The organism is Butyrivibrio sp. FCS006 (assembly GCF_000424525.1).
In the GTDB taxonomy this organism is placed as follows: domain Bacteria; phylum Bacillota; class Clostridia; order Lachnospirales; family Lachnospiraceae; genus Butyrivibrio.
Genome location: NZ_AUKB01000013.1, coordinates 231,309 through 248,730, shown reverse-complemented (window position 1 = coordinate 248,730; position 17,422 = coordinate 231,309). Strand labels below are relative to the sequence as shown.

At 45.5% G+C, this 17,422-nt stretch carries 14 protein-coding genes; 1 reads left to right on the top strand and 13 read right to left on the bottom strand.

What is annotated here, in order from left to right:
- Genes fabF through G633_RS0105805 form a run of 5 tightly spaced genes read right to left on the bottom strand, consistent with a single transcriptional unit; the run spans position 1 to position 4,088 of the window.
- Positions 1-1,239: a beta-ketoacyl-ACP synthase II gene (gene fabF, locus G633_RS0105825; RefSeq protein WP_026519339.1), complete on the bottom strand. Its 1,239-nt coding sequence runs from the start codon at positions 1,237-1,239 to the stop codon at positions 1-3.
- The gene (fabG, locus tag G633_RS0105820; RefSeq protein WP_026519338.1) at positions 1,232-1,972 is read right to left on the bottom strand and encodes a 3-oxoacyl-[acyl-carrier-protein] reductase; all 741 of its coding nucleotides are present in this window, start codon (positions 1,970-1,972) and stop codon (positions 1,232-1,234) included. Before fabG ends, fabF begins: the two co-directional genes overlap by 8 nt.
- Complete coding sequence (locus G633_RS0105815) at positions 1,965-2,900, bottom strand: ACP S-malonyltransferase (protein ID WP_026519337.1); 936 nt, start codon at positions 2,898-2,900, stop codon at positions 1,965-1,967. The genes fabG and G633_RS0105815 overlap by 8 nt, the downstream gene beginning before the upstream one ends.
- A gap of 3 nt (positions 2,901-2,903) precedes the next feature.
- Positions 2,904-3,845, bottom strand: coding sequence for an enoyl-[acyl-carrier-protein] reductase FabK (gene fabK / locus G633_RS0105810; RefSeq protein WP_026519336.1), 942 nt, complete (start codon positions 3,843-3,845; stop codon positions 2,904-2,906).
- 21 nt (positions 3,846-3,866) lie between these two features.
- Entirely contained in the window at positions 3,867-4,088 is a 222-nt protein-coding gene (locus tag G633_RS0105805) for an acyl carrier protein (protein WP_022767746.1), read from the bottom strand.
- A 113-nt stretch (positions 4,089-4,201) separates the two neighbouring features.
- On the opposite strand from G633_RS0105805, the gene G633_RS0105800 reads away from it, so the two are divergent.
- The gene (locus G633_RS0105800) at positions 4,202-5,053 is read left to right on the top strand and encodes a MerR family transcriptional regulator (protein WP_022767745.1); all 852 of its coding nucleotides are present in this window, start codon (positions 4,202-4,204) and stop codon (positions 5,051-5,053) included.
- Here G633_RS0105800 and G633_RS0105795 read toward each other — a convergent pair.
- The 8 genes from G633_RS0105795 to G633_RS0105760 form a co-directional block, all read right to left on the bottom strand.
- Positions 5,034-6,374 carry a GGDEF domain-containing response regulator gene (locus G633_RS0105795; RefSeq protein ID WP_026519335.1) on the bottom strand — a complete coding sequence of 447 codons (1,341 nt, stop codon included), beginning with the start codon at positions 6,372-6,374 and terminating at the stop codon, positions 5,034-5,036. The two genes, G633_RS0105800 and G633_RS0105795, sit on opposite strands and share 20 nt — an antisense overlap.
- A gap of 7 nt (positions 6,375-6,381) precedes the next feature.
- Positions 6,382-6,693 (bottom strand): hypothetical protein, encoded by a 312-nt coding sequence (locus tag G633_RS0105790; protein ID WP_022767743.1) that lies wholly within the window; start codon positions 6,691-6,693, stop codon positions 6,382-6,384.
- A 136-nt stretch (positions 6,694-6,829) separates the two neighbouring features.
- Positions 6,830-6,973, bottom strand: coding sequence for a hypothetical protein (locus G633_RS19905; RefSeq protein WP_155834919.1), 144 nt, complete (start codon positions 6,971-6,973; stop codon positions 6,830-6,832).
- A gap of 216 nt (positions 6,974-7,189) precedes the next feature.
- On the bottom strand, positions 7,190-9,556 hold the full coding sequence (locus G633_RS0105780; RefSeq protein ID WP_026519334.1) for an HD-GYP domain-containing protein: 2,367 nt from the start codon (positions 9,554-9,556) through the stop codon (positions 7,190-7,192).
- 11 nt (positions 9,557-9,567) lie between these two features.
- Complete coding sequence (locus G633_RS17530; protein WP_022767740.1) at positions 9,568-10,326, bottom strand: response regulator; 759 nt, start codon at positions 10,324-10,326, stop codon at positions 9,568-9,570.
- Positions 10,327-10,350: 24 nt separating this feature from the next.
- Complete coding sequence (locus G633_RS17525; protein WP_051199990.1) at positions 10,351-14,610, bottom strand: hybrid sensor histidine kinase/response regulator; 4,260 nt, start codon at positions 14,608-14,610, stop codon at positions 10,351-10,353.
- Between the two features lie 11 nt (positions 14,611-14,621).
- On the bottom strand, positions 14,622-16,757 hold the full coding sequence (locus G633_RS0105765) for an HD domain-containing phosphohydrolase (RefSeq protein WP_022767738.1): 2,136 nt from the start codon (positions 16,755-16,757) through the stop codon (positions 14,622-14,624).
- Positions 16,758-16,804: 47 nt separating this feature from the next.
- Positions 16,805-17,416: an Hpt domain-containing protein gene (locus G633_RS0105760; RefSeq protein WP_022767737.1), complete on the bottom strand. Its 612-nt coding sequence runs from the start codon at positions 17,414-17,416 to the stop codon at positions 16,805-16,807.
- Between the last annotated feature and the right edge of the window lie 6 nt (positions 17,417-17,422).

Genomic DNA, 17,422 nt, shown 5'->3' with positions numbered 1-17,422 from the left:
TCACGCCTCATATCGTTTAAATGCAATGCACGCGTTATGTCCGCCAAATCCAAGGGAAGTACTGATGGCATACTCAACAGGCACATTAGCCGCCTCGTTCACAGTGTAGTTGAGGTCGCACTCCTCGTCCTTTTCCTTGTAGTTGATGGTTGGTGGGATTATTCCGTCCTCAAGCGCCAGCACGGAAGCAATGGCCTCTACTGCGCCTGTAGCGCCCATCATATGGCCTGTCATGGACTTGGTGGAGCTTATATGCAGGTCATAAGCTTTTTTGCCAAAAACGGCCTTTATGGCCTTTGTTTCCATAGCATCATTGAGATGTGTTCCGGTGCCGTGGGCATTGATGTATATCTCAACGCCCTCACTGATTCCGGCCTCTTCCACAGCGTTTTTGATGGCTCTTATGGCTCCGCTTCCCTCAGGGTCCGGAGCTGTGATGTGGTAAGCATCCGCGGTATTTCCGTAGCCCACAACCTCAGCCAGGATCTTTGCTCCGCGCTTTTTAGCGTGGTTGTATTCCTCAAGGATCAGGATCCCTGCGCCTTCACCCATCACAAAGCCGCCTCTTCTCTTATCAAAGGGAAGGCTTCCCTCCTCAGGATTCTCGGCAAGATTAAGCGCCTGGCAGTTCACAAATCCGGCCATAGCCAGCTCATTGATGCTGGCTTCGCTTCCGCCTGCGATTATTGCATCGGCATAGCCGTGCTTGATGGCTCTGTAAGCCTCACCAATGGTGTGCGTTGAAGTCGCACAGGCTGTAACCACCGGAAGTGTGGGGCCTTTTGCTCCAAACTTGATTGAAACCGCTCCTGCAGCCATGTTGCTGATCATCATGGGAACGAAGAAAGGTGAGACCATCTCAGGTCCCTTGTCCCTTAGCTTATTCTGCTCGCGAATAGTGGTGTTAATTCCGCCTATTCCTGATCCTATATACACTCCAAAGCGCTCTTTATCGAGGTCAGACTCCAAAATCCCGCTCTGCTTTACAGCCTGCCCGGCAGCTGCCATGGCGTACTGCATGTAAAGATCCGACTTTCTGATCTCCTGCATGCTGTCGTAATAATCCTTGGGATTAAAGTCCTTGACCTCCGCATCCAGGCTCACCTTCAGCCCCGAAGCATCAAACCTCTTTATCTTATCTACTCCGCATACTCCCTTTTTAAGGCTATCCCAGAAAGTATCCAGATCATTTCCAACCGGCGTTATAACGCCCATTCCGGTCACAACTACTCTACACATACATTCCTCCATCTACCTTGATGACTTCTCCCGTGATGTAAGAACTCATCTCGCTTCCCAAAAACAGCGCAAGACGCGCCACATCCTCAGGGCTTCCAAGCTTGCCCATAGGGATCTCACTCTTTATCTCCTCAGTCTGAGTCTCCGAAAGAGCCGCCGTCATGTCAGTCGTTATGTATCCCGGTGCAATGGCGTTGCACCTGATGTTCTTTCTTCCGTACTCCTTGGCAACGGACTTGGTAAAGCCCACGATTCCTGCCTTTGAAGCCGCGTAGTTTGTCTGCCCTTTGTTGCCCATAAGTCCGACAACAGAGCTGATATTTATAATGCTTCCCTTGCGATGTCTTACGAAATTTCTGATAAAAGACCTTGTGACAAACATGCAGCCTTTGAGATTGACGTCAATCACGTTATCGATATCCATTATCCCGAGGCTCGGAAGCAGATTGTCCTTGGTGATCCCTGCATTGTTCACCAGAATATCAATGGTTCCGAAGTCTGCAATGATCTCCTGAACTGCGCTCTCCACCTGTTCTGCATCCCTGATATCGCAGTAGTACATTCTGGCTCTGACCCCGAAGCTCTCAAGTTCTTTCAAAGTCTCGTCCGACGCCTTGCTCTCTCTGGTTGCGATAATGGCGATATCCGCACCGTTCTTTGCAAACTCAAGGGCTATTGCCTTTCCTATTCCTCTGCTTCCGCCTGTAATAACGGCATTCTTTCCTTTAAGCATCTTTTCCAAGCTCCTCAATAACCTTCTGAAGGGATTCCATGTTATATACGTTATATATCTTTGCTCCCTCAACAGTTCTTTTAACAAATCCCGAAAGAGCCTTGCCCGGGCCACATTCTATGAAGGTGTCGACACCGTCTCTGGCCATGTTTGTAAGAGTCTCCTCCCACTTGACGCTGCTTTTTACCTGGTCGGAAATGGTGCATATCATCTCCTCTTCATCTCCTGAGTAGGGCTCTGCGGTCTTATTGGCATAAAGAGGTATCTGCGCCTTGTTCAGGTTATATATCTTGCCCTCTTTAAGCTCCTTTTTAAGGCTCTTAGCCGCGCCATCCATGTAAGGCGTGTGGAACGCTCCGCCAACTGCGAGCTCTACAAACCTTACCTTCTGCTCTGTCAGTCTCTCCTTAAGCGTCTCTATCTTTTCCTTCTCGCCGGAGACAACTATCTGTCCCGGACAGTTGTAATTTACAGGATAAACGCCGGCTTCCTTGCACAGAGTCTTAAGCTCATCCCTGTCCATGCGCATCACTGCGATCATCTTACCGTCCACTTCCCCTGCGGATTTCTGCATGAACTTTCCTCTCTTGCAGACAAGCTTGAATGCTTCCTGCTTCTTAAGAGCTCCGGAAGCAGCCAGGGCAACGATCTCTCCAAGGGAGAACCCTGCCACAGCATCAGGCTTTATCCCATTCTTTATAAGAGCCAGAGCCCCGGCAATATCAGCCAGGAAAAGACAAGGCTGAGTATTCTCAGTTTTCTTAAGCTCTTCTTCTGTTCCCGAAAACATCTGTGTCAGAGTTCCGGGGCGGATAGCCTCCGCAACCCCGTAAAAATCGTGAACTTCGGGTATATTCTCAAATAGATCCTTTGTCATCCCCGGGTACTGACTTCCCTGGCCGGCAAATAAAAACGCTACTTTTCCCATTTATTACTCCTCTAAGCTTCTTCCAAGAAGCGCACACGCATCTCTGCAAATGCCTGTGATTATCTCCTCGCAGCTGTCCTCGGAATTGACAAGTCCCGCGATCTGTCCGCACATACAAGAGCCCGTCTTAACGTCGCCCTCGATAGCTGCTCGTCTTAAAGCGCCTGCTCCCATCTTCTCCAGTTCATCCGGCGTAGTGGCAGGATCAAGCTCTTTTGCCTGAAAATCTCTTGTCATGCGGTTCTTAAGTGCTCTTACAGGGTGTCCCAAGCTCTTTCCGGTCACGATGGTGTCTCTGTCCTTGGCTTTTAGGACCTTTTCCTTGTAGTTGGGATGGACATTGCACTCCCTGGCGGTAAGGAACCTTGTTCCCATCTGCACTGCCTGCGCTCCCAGCATAAATGCTGCAGCCATGCCCCTTCCGTCAGCTATTCCGCCGGCGGCGATGACAGGGATGTTCACGGCATCCACAACCTGAGGCACCAGAGCCATTGTGGTGGTATCGCCCACGTGGCCTCCGGATTCGCATCCTTCTGCAACAACCGCACTTGCGCCCATTCTTTCAACCATTACTGCAAGGGCAACGCTGGCAACTACGCAGATCACCTTAACTCCCGCACTCTTTAGCTGCTCCATGTACTTTGCCGGATTTCCGGCACCGGTGGTCACGACTTTTATGCCCTCCTCACAGACAACGGAAACAGCCTCTTCTATGTAGGGGCTCATCAGCATCAGGTTTACGCCAAAGGGCTTATCCGTCAGCTCTTTGGCCTTTTTTATCTGCTCACGGAGCTGCTCTCCGTTAGAGTTCATGGCAGCTATAAGCCCCAGTCCTCCTGCATTTGATACGGCTGCTGCGAGCTTAGCGTCTGCTATCCAGGCCATTCCTCCCTGAATGACCGGATATTTAATCCCAAGCATTTCGCAAATCGGATTCGTACTCATTTATCCTTCCTCTCAGACCCTTTACTGCTTCTCAATGAGCTCTACGAGCTTGTCGATTGTTGTGATCTCCTGTGAAAGCTCGATCTTGCAGTCAAGCTCTTCCTGCATCTGCATTACAAGCTCCATGATGTCCAGAGAATCAAGGCCTATCTCTGTGAAAGTTGCAGATGGCGAAACTTCTGCCTCGTCCTTATCAAGATACTCAGCGATTATACGAATGATTGTTCCTTTAACGTCCTTCATGTTTTCTCTCCTTTAAGTGTGAAATGTTTATTTTTTATCAATTCCCTGTTACAATAATCTTGGGGGTAACCCCCAAGTCAATAACAAATTTTGTGAATTTTATGAGGTTTTTTATGACGACTTTTAGCGATTATAAGGACGACGAACAGGAATACTCCCTCACTGTAAGCCAGTTTGCAAAACTATGTGGGACCACAAGAGACACTCTAAGGCACTACTATGAACAGGACATAATAAGGCCCAAGGTTGATAAGAATAACGGCTATCACTACTACTCAGCCTCACAGATCAGCTCTTTTTTCTTTATATCCACCATGAGACAGGCCGGTTGCAGTATTGCGGAGATCAGAGACCTCGTGCACTCCTCCTCAAGAGAAGCAATCGAGAAAATGGCAAACTCCAAGATCCTTGAGATGCAGCGCGAACTCTACCGCATAAACAAGAAGATAAGCGCCCTTCACCTCGGCATGTGGATCCTTGGCGAATTCGGCCGGCACAAGCAGGGAACGCCTTTTATTATGGATATGCCACAGCTCAGTGTCAGCAGAACACAGATAAAAAACAAGGACTATGCCCACCACACAGCAGATATCGCCAAGGACATCTCCGTGCACCTCTCAAAGTCCATTGACAAGGATTCCCTCTCCACCTTCCCCACAGGCGTTTCCATAGCCTATGAGGATCTGCTTAAAAAGCATTACGTATACAACAACATAATCAGTCTCTCCTTCCTTGCTGCCGACAACGTGGAGACCTTCCCTGCAGAGGGTCAGCTTGCCGTCTGCTGTCACCAGGACAATCAGGTAAAAGACATCGAGAAGACCTATCAGAAAATGGTTAATTACATAAAAAAGAACAGGCTAAAAGCCTGTTCTGATCTGTACGTTGTTAGTCTCATAAACCTTTATGACAAGGAAAAAGAGCACACCTACTACAAATATCTGTTTATTTTTGTGCAACGCTGAATTTATAGACGTAGTTTACGGGAACGTCCTTACCCAACTCCGTCTCTTTAAATGCTGCAAGGATCCTTGATATGACCAGATCAAAGTTTTCCTTGCCACACTCTGTCAGCATTACAAGAAAACTCTGAGTGCCGTTCTGGACCATGATATCGCTCATCCTCAGGGCCTTTTCCACAATGGTACTGAACTGGTCTGCCGTGTCCGATATGCGCTGCATATCACCGCCCGGGCAATCCAACTCAAACAACAGGATAGTGGCATCTCCGCCATATCTCCTGTAGAAGCGCATGATATATTTATAAACTGCGGAGAAGTAGTCCTTTCCCAAAAACAGAGCTCCGGACTTACTGTTTCTCTCCTCAAGTATCTGGACCATTCTGTCCAGCTTGTTCTCTGAGGTCTCGTCAGGGTTATCACTGTTGGTGTCATAACCGTAAACACTGTAACCGTGTTTGCCGTTCTGCTTTACCTTATAGAGCGCACTGTCTGCCTTGGCGAAAAGATCATTATATTCTCTGCCGCATTCCGGCACCATTGCCACTCCTATGGATATTCCAAGGGGTATTCCGTTGTCTTCTCCGAGAATCTCCACTGCCTTTTTCCGGAGCTGCTCGTTGAGCCTTTTTGCCAGCTTACTAACAGCCCTCTCATCCAAAAGATCATCATAAAAGCCCATAAATTCATCGCCGCCAATCCTGCACAGCGTGTCGGTTTCGCGGGAGTTCTTTCTGATGATCTCAGAAAAGCCCTTTAATATCTGATCGCCCTTTTCATGCCCGAAAAGGTCATTTACCAGCTTAAAACTGTCAAGGTCAAGGATCATGAGAGATCCGTTCTTTCTCTTACAGAGCTTGGTTACTCTATCCGTACCTCTTGCCTTGTTCAAAAGGCCGGTGAGCTTGTCTACAGTAGCCTCTTCCTCAAGGTTTTCCATCCTCTTGTTGTTCTTGATGGAATTCTCGATACGCCTTACAAGGACATCCTTATTGAGAGGTTTTTTCACAAAGTCTGATGCGCCCATAACAAGGCCCATCTCCTCTGCTTCACTGTCATCGGCTCCGGACATAAATATTATGGGAATACGAGATCTCCCTGTATGTTCCTCGAATCTGCGCACCATAATAAATGCCTCAAATCCGTCAACATCAGGCATAACGATGTCAAGCAAAATGAGATCAGGAATATTTTTCTCTATGTATTTGAGAAGTAGTTTGCCTGAATTCATGCAGGTAACCTGCATGTTCTCCTCAGTCAGCAGCATCTTGGCATGATTTAGGCTGACCGGATCATCATCAACTACGACAATTCTGTATTCCTTCATAGGCAGCTTATCTGTTATCTCCCTTATCTTCCTTCATGGTTTCCTGACCACTGGCTCTCATTATCTTGATTCCCTCAAGAGCTACCTGATAGATCATGGCCATTTCTCGTGAAGCAGGATCATCGTAACTGCATTTTGACTTAAGGGCCCTGAAATGCTGCTCTGCCTTCTCGATTATGGGCTTTGTGATCATGATCCCGTCACAGTAAAGAGTTCCTGTCTGCGGATCATACTTTGAATCCTCATACTTGGTCTTGGCAAAGTCTCCGGCCCCCATTGATGCTGCCAGTTGGTTGATCAGATCCATCTTATCTGCCATAGATTACCTCACTTCAAAATGTTTTGTTCTACCCACATAAATACGTAAAAAAGTAGATATATATATTATAAAAGTGTCAGCGTCTTTACGCAATAATTAAGCCCTGAAACCTTTCGGTTCCAGGGCTGTATATTTATCAGGCTTTGATCATATCATCTGCGAACTTTAAAAGTGCATCCTCAATTTTCTTAAAATCAACCTCACCGGAGCTTGAGATATCGTTGTTATCCTCGATATATTTCATCTGAACTGTGCTAAAAATAGGGTATCTACTGTCCATAAGCTCATTCCCTCCTTTTCTACCGATATTCTGTAATAATTATCTATGTATAGGGCAGATGATATATCTCTTCCTGTAGATTCCAATCATCATTAAAATCTTATCAATGATCATCATATCTTTTCCCTCCGTTTCTCTTGCTCTTTATTATGTATATATCTTAGCAAAAGAAATATCACAGATTTATCACACAAGAAAAGGGCTTAAACAAGCCCTTTATCTCAGTCTTATGTCGGTAAGTGCAACCCTGTCTCCTGTGAGAGCAACGTAGACTTTACCCGGATTCTCTTTTATTATAGTCGTGTTCTCGATGTAAATTCCGAGATTCTCTGTGGTGGTAATTATGGTATTACCTTTGCGCTCAAAGGTTACTTCGCACTCCACTCCTTCCTTGTTCTGTTCCTTCCATTCCTCCCAGCCCGGGAAGCTGTCTTTCTTCTTCATAGTGAAGTTATTCTCGGAGTAATGATCCTTTATCTCATTCTCTCCGTTTATCTTTATGAGCGCGTATTCATGGTAATTCTCTCCAAATACCTGTCCGTTGTCGGACGAGAAAATTACAATATACGGACAATGCCAGATAAAACTTGCTACAGGAAGGCTCATGGCATGGAAGTTAATGCGCATCTTGTTCTTGAGCTCAATCCCATCGGTAGCAGCAGATCTGGTCTGACTTATCTGAATATTCTTAATGTCAGATTCCATGTGGTCGATATAACTTATTTCATCGGAAATTCTGGGGACATAGGTCTCATCCACAGCTTCTTCTGTCTGCTCAATGTCGATATTTCTTATATTGCAGTTTTCACCGGTAATACCGATATAAACCGAGGTTGATCCGTCCATTACAGAGATGATATCTTCCTTCTCGTAATCACTGCATCTCATGGTGACTTTGATATGATCGTCATATTTAGCCGCAATGATCTCGTATTGTCCTTCACCAAGCTTCTCAAATCCGGCTGCATCATCGAGCTTGATCTCCTTGATCCTTCTGGCGCTGGTACTTATGTAATGGTCATCAAACCATATCTCACCATATTCCTGATAATGATAGGCACTAATGGCCTTTTTATTGTCGTGAACACGGCGATCATAGGAGTCAAACAGAACGATAGACGGCGCAGAAAAGGCATTTGTCGGATCCTCTACAGTACTGCTGTTAAACCTGATCTTCGTGATATTGCCCGTAACCGGAATACCCATACTGATAAAGTCTCTGTAGGTGTGGCAGGTCAGCTCTTTTTCTACAAGAGATATGTCATCATGGATCTTGCCACTGGACTCCTCGTCTATGATCTTGACCATCAGACCTGCAAATTCAGGATCAAACTCAATTCCGGCGCCCTTTACAAAGGCCTCTCTGGCAACGAAATCAGGCTTTGCGTCACGATATCTCTTCTTGGTGGTCATTGTTACGAAGGCGTCAGCCACAGCAATGATCCTGGCAATCTCCGGTATTTCGTCTCCTTTTAGTCCCTCGGGATATCCTGTTCCATTATATCTCTCATGGCTGGAATAAGCTCCAACGCTGAGGAATGGGAACTCTGTGATATTAGACAGGATCTCTTTTCCTATGACGGGCTTTTGTCTGAACGCCTCAATATCCCATTTGTTGGGATCCTCTTCATTCTTGATGACCGAATCGGGAATACCGATAAGACCTACATCGTGGAGAAGTGCTGCATAGTAAGCCTTCTCACAATGGTCCTCATCAAGACCGCAACGCGCAGTAAGCTTTCTGGCGTATTCAGCGACCTTTACGGCATTACCCTTGGTGAAATCATCTTTCTTCTCAACAGCAGATACAAATGCCTTCGCAGTCTGGTCAAAGAGCCTTTGCATTCGCTTGTGCTCTCCCTGCATATTCTGCAATTCCACAGCGTGGGCACGTTCCACCGTGTCATTGATGTCGAGGTATGTGAAGATATACAAACTTACGGAAACGGCAACCATCGCCATGTTAACGAGTGAGATTCCATAAGCGAATATCTGGATTATTCCGCATGCTATCGGAACAAAAATGTAAAGAACAAGCGATGTGTAAATAAGCTTACTGACGTACTTCTTGTACTGTCTTATTACCGTATACTGCACGATGGGACAGATTACCGGAATAATATAAGCTATAAGGAATCCTCGTCCTCTGAAATATCTGTTATTTGCATCGAAATAATAATAAATGTTCGTAAATGCAGACACAACAGCGAGAATCATGCCAAAGAAGGAAACAATGCCTACAACATTTAAACGAGTTGAGGTGACCTTCCGATCTTTTATATCGGTAAGCAGGTTCTTAAGGTAAATGTTAAAAGAGAATACTACAGCGCTGGTTAACAGGAACACTGCGCAGTTACTGACCCTTACCATGATATAACCCTTTTGGCTGGTGTCTCCGGCGTAAACATAAGCAAGCCTGTCAAACCATAGCAGGAAGAATGCAACAATTTCCATCAGAAACAGTGCCCATTTCCTTCTAGCGTCCAGAAACCTTGTCATAAGAAGAAGAATAGCCATCATTCCGCATGCTCCGCACAAAAGGAGCATAATATTCAATTGGTATTCTCTAATAAATGCAATCATTGAACACCCTTTTACTTGTGAAGTATAAAGAACTCATTGAGTTTGTCCAAAAGCTCATCCTTCTGGATATTCTTAAGAAAATATCCTTCGGGTTTTAAAGAAACCACCTTCATAACGCTTTCTTTATCACTCTTTCCGGTAAGGAACATTACCGGGATTGACTTGGTCTCCTCGTCGCTCCTTAGCATTTCCAAAACCTGTGGGCCACTGGTTACCGGCATCTCGTGATCCAAAAGAATAAGGTCGACTGAATTTTTTCCAAGCCACTTAATGGCCTGAAGTCCTGAATTTGCCATAAACACCTTGTAGGTATCCTTTAGCCACTCCCTGACAAGACCAAGATAGTTCGGGTCATCATCTACGATCAGAATGCTCTTTTTGAACTCACCGTTTTTCTCTTTTTCAAAATACTCTGTTATGGTCTTTACATAAGCCGCGTTATCCACAGGGCGTGGGAAAACCTTGTATACCAGATGTTCCGGTATAAGGCTCTTAATCTGCGGAAGATCATTTGGCTCTGCTATAAGGACAATCTGCTGACCTCGCTCTTCCACGTTATCCGAAAGAAAGTGAAGAACCTCCTCCTGCGCAATCGACGTACTATCCATGTATAAAGTGATTAGCTTTACACCTTCAAGTTTTTGATTTACTTCATCTACTATACAGGGCACATACTCACACTCTATCCCTGCATCCTTTGTTTTCCCTATTAGCACCCTAACGAGGAACGATTCTTTTTCTCCTACAACGATCATGCGGTCATTAAACATAATCTCTCCTTTTTTGCGGAAGCATCACTTATTAAGCAATTCTTCCATCCCTTCCCAATCAAATACTTTTAGCATTTTTGCAAGCTCCGACATTTTATCTTTATCTTCCTTAGGAAGCTTGTACTCCTTGAGTTGATTCAGGATCATCTCCACTGCGTCGAAATCCATCTGAGGAATCATCTCCTTAAGGGCTTCATACGCATCCTTAAGCTCATCCTCCGGAATCTCTTTCTTATCAGCATCATCATCTGCGCCTTCATTATCATCAAGCGCCGAGAGCTTATCCTTGAACTCCAGATATCCCTTTAGCAGGTCATCGGTGTACATATCGATAAACTCTTTGTTGTTCTTGTTACCCGCTTCCTCAAGGCTCTCGGCAAGCTTGGACATCTCCTGCGCACCGATTATCCTGAGGGAACTCTTAAGGGCATGCACCTTAATGGTGTAAAGTCTTATATCTTCTGCCTCATAGGCATCACTTATAACCTTTGCATTGCCATCGATGGTATCCAGGAACATCTTCAGTGAGAAGATAAACTGCGAAATTCCGCCTGAATTCTTGATTCCCTCGTCCACGTTGATCTCTTTTACATCGTAAATCCAGTTAAGCTCAGGCGGGATACTTTCAATATCAGCCACAGCATCCGTCTGCTCCGGCTTGAACATGATCTGCTCCGGAAGATGCTTCATTATGGCCTTCTCAAGAGCTGCACTGTCGATAGGCTTGGACAGATAACCGGTAAAGCCCTTGGACTTATAGAATGCCTCTCCTGCTGTAGCATTGGCTGTCAGCGCATATACCGGAATATCGGGATCCGTCTCTCTGATATGAGCCACTGTCTCAATTCCGTCCATTCCCGGCATCATGTGATCCAGAAGTACTACATTAAACTTGGTGGACTTCATCTTCTCAAGACAGTCAGGACCACTTGAAGCAGTGGTAACAAACATCTTGGTAGCCTTCAAAAGACCTTTTATGACATTGAGGTTCATCGGATTATCATCGACAACCAGAATGTCGGCATCAGGAGCCACGAATTTAGGCACATAAGGGCCCTTTGCTTCCGATGCGTCATGCTCCATGAAGATTCCTGTCGGTGTCGGGTCGATTATCTTCTGGCTAAGGCAAAGGATAAATTCCGAGCCCTCACCGTATACACTCTCACAGGTCAGAGTTCCACCCATGAGCTCTGAAAATCTTCTTGATATGTCAAGGCCAAGTCCGGTTCCCTGGATTCCGCTGTTCTTCTGCTCATCCAGTCTCTCGTAGGCGGTAAAGAGCTTGTCCATATCCTCAGGTTTAACACCGATACCTGTATCTTTTACGGAGAACCTGAGCTTTGCCTCATCTCCGTTTCTCTCATCCATTGAAACAGTAAGTACTACACCACCCTTTTGAGTATATTTTACAGCATTTGTAAGCAGATTAAGAACTATCTGTTTAATCTTGCCGTCATCGCCGTAGAGACGCTTTGGAATAAGCTCATCAACCACGACGTCAAACATAAGCTCTTTTTCCGTACTCTTGACACGTATCATGGATACGATGGACCGTAGCTGTTCCTGAACATCGTATTCCTGTTCCACCAGATGCATCTTACCGGACTCAATCTTGGAAATATCCAGAAGGTCATTGATAAGTCCAAGGAGCGTCTCCGATGCATTCCTGATATCCAGCGCATAGTTTATCATTGCAAGGAAATAGCCCTTGGGCACATCCTTGGGATTCTCTCTCATGATCATCTCATCCATACCCATGATGGTATTGATAGGCGTACGGATCTCGTGGGAGATGTTCGCAAGGAACCTTGTTTTGGCGGAATTGGCACGCTCAGCATCATCTCTGGCCTGCTTGATCTCATCATACTGTCTTCTGATGACAGTGGTTTTCATAAATCTCCATACAATGGCACCTGCCAAAAAAGCTATCGCAATAGCCATCAGTGCCCTGACTATCTTAAGGTCTGAAAAACGCGCCTTCTTGTTGATATTTACCGTCTCTTCCAGCACCACGTTCTTCTTGGTATGATCAAGAACCTGTATGTGAAGTACGTGATTTCCGCTTTCCATACCGGTGTATTCAATATCCTGAAGATCACTTCTTAGAGTCAGAGTTTCGTCGTCCTCATCACCCTCCATATAAATCCTTACAGGAGGATCGGTGAGTGTATAATCCAGAACCGAAACAGCTATCCTTACACGTCCTGTTCCGGATGGCAGATAATATTTTCCGGTGCTGTCGGGCAATATATTCTTATCGCCCATATACACGGATTTAACTCTGGCCATGACTGTTGTTCTTTCCTCGAAGAAATGCTTGATATTGACCTTGCATACTCCAAGCCTTCCGGCAAGATATAAGTTTCCGCTTTCATCCAGCGCGCTGTGGGAGTTGGAGGTCGGAGTGCCGGTAAGGCCGTTTGCAAGGGTATAATGCCTGTAATCGGTCACGTCATCATCGACCATTTCCTGCGCTGAAACCATATAAATTCCGGCAGAGGATATTACCCATACATCGTCGATCTCATCAAATATGATGTCGTAGTTATTCTTATATGGGAATGACGTAACATCTGTTATGATATCATTCTTCATATACTGAATGGAATTGGATGTTACCAGCCAGTACAATCCTCTGGTCTCGTCCTTTTTTATCTTCATGATAACGTCGCTGGTAAGTCCGTCATCTCTTCCGATTCTTCTGATTCCTGCATCGCTGATGACATAAATGCCATCGCCGTCAGTTCCGGCATAAACCTGACCGTTATCTCCTTCTTCAAGAGTTAAAAATACCGTGTTTCTTATGGCCGGATCGTCAGCAACCACCTTCTCAATCTGTCCGTCACGGATCTTTACCATGCCGATATTCGTACCTACCAGAACAGAACCATCTTGGGACTCTATGGTGCATCTGACCTCATCACTGGGCATTCCGTTTTTTGTATTAAAACCTGTTATCTCTCCATCCTTTGTGTAACAAACAAGACCAAGCCCATTTGTAAAAGTAGATATCCATAGGTTCCCCACGCTGTCAGCCATAATACAGCGAATTCTGGCATCACCTATATATTCTGTCAGCTCATTCTCAATTACCCGGTTGTCTTCTCCCAATATGCTTAGGCCCTGATTGGAGCCTACATACAAATTACCGTCATGCACACAGGTTGCATTGACTACATTCCTCGGAAGGCCTGTCTTCTGGGACATATCCACGAAATTACTGGTGACGATCTTCATGGCTCCCTGAGTAGAAGAAGCAACCCAGAGATTGCCCTGATAGTCACTGGTAACCATCTCTATTCCGCTGTCAACCGGAAGGTCTTTTACCAGATTAAAAGTCCCGTCATCTTCAAGATATCCCAGCTGATTAATGGATGATACCCATACTCTGCCACAGTCATAATTGAGCCAGTGAACCATGTTCAGCGGAGCCACGGATATATGCGCCATATCATCAGCAACATCTCCGAAGCGCCCATAGTATACCTCGCTCCCTTCAGTACCTATATATACGTATCCATCTTTATCCGGATCAGTAAGAATGTTGGAGATTCTGTTCTCCATTCCCAGCTCCTGAGTACTGTAGCACTGCGTAACTATCTTGTCCTCAATTGAAAAGATAATGCCATTCTTAGTCTGTCCGTAGATAACGCCCTGAGAGTCACTGCATAGACTAAGTACCCTCTCCTCATTGATCCTGGCATCATAAAGCTCATGTATAGTGAGTGACGGATCTGCAAAGCACACTCCCGCGGTAGTTCCTATATATACATTTCCGTCCTTGTCTTCAGCAAAAACTCTGATGGAAGAAGAAGGAAGGCCCTCTTTGTATGTAATCCAGGTCACCCTCTCATTGTCCAGCACAATGACGCCATTGTCATTGGTTCCTACCCAGATCCTGCCCTGGCTGTCCTCAAACAGACCTCTTCCGCTGGTGAGTCCTTCAGAGGAAGTGATCTTCTCAAACACGCTGCCATCGTAGCGGATGATTCCGCCGTAGCTGCCAATCCAGACATATCCGTCACTGGCGCCGAGGATAAAGTTGGCATCGGAAGTAGGAAGGCCGTTTGTTGCATCATAAACCGTCGTGGCATATCCTACAGAACCGATCTGCCCCGATACAGCATAGCCTCCGCCCAGCTTCTGTGAGCCTTCATTTGCTGTTTCCTGCCCTGTTTCGCTTTCTGTGGCAAAAGAGCTGACAGAACCCGCGCACACAGCAGTAGCAATAAACATTACTCCGATAGAAGCCGCTATGAAGTTTTTGATCCGTCTTCTCTTCAATCCGCCGCTCCTTACATTTCTCTGTTGTACTTCTTCAAAATAACCTTAACTTCAGGCAGGTTCTCCATAAAGACCTCTACGCACTTGGGGTCGAACTGGGTTCCCGAGCCCTCTGTTATGATCGAGAGCGCCTTGTCCATAGGGAATGCAGGCTTATAGACTCTTGGAGATGTAAGAGCATCAAATACGTCCGCTACAGCCATTATTCTGGCTGAAAGCGGAATAACCTCTCCGTGAAGTCCGTCAGGATAGCCCTTGCCATCCCATCTCTCGTGGTGGTAAGCTGCCATATTTCTGGCCTCTTTGAGGTAGTTCTCACCTCTGACGGTACTGATGGCATCCTCCATGATCTTTTTACCGGTCGTTGTATGTGTCTTTATGATCTCAAATTCTTCATCAGTAAGTTTTCCGGGCTTATTAAGCACAGCATCCGGAATGTTGATCTTGCCTATATCATGAAGAGGCGCAGAACGCACTACATCTGAGATAAACTTGGCATCGATCTTCTCCGAGTAATATCCCTTTTTCTGCAATCCTTCCACTATTATCTTGACGTAAGCAGCGGTCTTCTGAATATGCGCTCCGGTGTCGGAATCCCTGTTTTCAACCATGTCCGCCATGGTTATGATAAGACCGTCCTGCATCTTGGCTGTAGTATCAGAGAGCCTTCTTAGGTCTCGCATTTGCTCTGAGAGGTTCAAGGTCATGGTACAGATAGAGTTATAGAGCTGCTCTACTTCGTCCTTGGTCTCAATCTCCAATGACCTGATACTTCTTACGTTTTTATCAAGCTGTTCCTGCTCATAACCAAGGTTCGAGAAATTATCCACGCACTGGGCCATACTTCTTATGGGATAAACCATGGTAACGTTGGTAACCCACAGATTATGCGCAATTACCAGAATGAAGAATCCCAAAAGGATAAAGAATGTCTTTATCGAAAAACTCTTCATGTATTCCCGCATATTAGTAATGGAAACATCTGCAACTCCATAGCACGCCACACGTCCGGCGCTGTCCTTTATGGGTAGGAAAATTGAACGCGTCCAATTGTTGATATTTCCGTGTTCAAGAGGAGCGACATTTTCCCCCGCGAGGAACTGTGGCAAATGCTCCATGAATCCCTCTTCATACTCGATCTTTGTCGGTATGGTCTCTACGCTATCGCCGTCCAGGTCAAAGATTCTTCGTCCCGCATCATCTTCAAATTTCATAAAAAAGAGGTTCTCAACAGACTGTGATGAGTCCTTGATCTTTTTAAGAAGTTCCTGGGTCTCAAGATAGCCTTCAGCTCCCTCTCCTGCTGCAATGTAATCGTTTATCCTGTCCGGATCGATAACTTCTGCAGAAAGTTTCAGCGCATTTAATGCATCAATGGTCTTCTCCTGCTTGGTATTACTAAAGTACAGGCTAAAGCCGGTCCATCCTGTCACAAGCACCAGTAAAAGAGATGTGCTTATGACAATGGCAGTTGTCCTGTTACCCATGCTCTTCTGCGTGGATTTTCCCCATTCCTTGAGTTCTGCGATCTCTTCCTTGCTAAGTGGCTTCTGTTTCCAGTTTCCCCTCTCAAACCTGGTTTGAACGCTGCTTGGGATTATTTTAAGAAGGACTACAGCAACAATTGCAGAGATGCCAAGGTCAAGAAAATACCTGAAAAGAATGTAGATATAGTAAGCTGCAAACAGATTTCCGCCTATTGCTGCAGCAAAAAGAACCGTAGACTCAGAATTTCTGGCTACAGTTGCACCGTCAAGGAGATTCCAGTTCATGACAGCACTTACAGTACCGGCAACGAACGCTCCGATCAAAATATAGATTATAACTTTGGAAATTTTTTTAAATGAGTATTTTCTGATGTACCACACTGTATATATGGCTATTACTGCGTTAAGAAAGCCAAAATACACAGCCTCCGGGTAATAGATCCCGCATACTGCACTGGTCATTACTGCGGTGAAAATGCCGGGGAAAAGGCCTCCTACCGCGGCTACAGTGATGGTACCGAAATTATTAAAGAACAGTGGCATTCCGATTTTGCCCATCACAAAAGACAGCAAAACATTGACCACGACTCCGATCAATGCAAGCACAATTCTGATGCCGGCTCCGCCTTTTGTTGGACTGGGATATCTATATTCAGCCATGATTCACCATCCACGGGTATAGAGTACGATAAAGCGCATGTCTATTATCATTTTACCACAACCATCGCTTCTATATTTCCCCAATCAAAATTTCTTAATAGTTTTTCTAAATTTTTAACTTTTTTTTCATCCTCCGGCGGAAGTTTGTACTCATTTAGCTCAGATAAGACCATCTCTACTGCTTCGTAATCCATCTGGGGTGCAAATTCCGCAATGGCTGCATAAGCGCCGGCAAGCTCAGACTCGGATATGAAAGGCTTATCGCTTTTAGCGTCTCTGCCATTGTCATTTATAGATTCTATTGGTGATAGTTTTTCTTTGAAAGAAGCACAAACCTCAAGAAGCTTCGGAGTTTTATCAGTGATCTTTTCCCTGTTGTTTTCATCTCCTGCGTGTTCCAGCTCCTCTGCGAGGTTCGAGAGCTCTTTTGCCCCCATTATCCTGGCTGTGCTTTTTAGAGAATGTACCTTGATGGTATAAGTCTTAATATCTTCGCTGTCAAAAGCGTCCCTAATCTCCTTGATACGGTTCTCAAGGGTATCAAAAAAAGTCCTGATAAACTTGATATACTGCTGAGGCTGGCCACAATTCCTCATGCCCTCAGCCGGATCAATGTCCTCAACTTCATTGATCCATTTCAAAGATTCAGGTAGCTCCATGGTTAT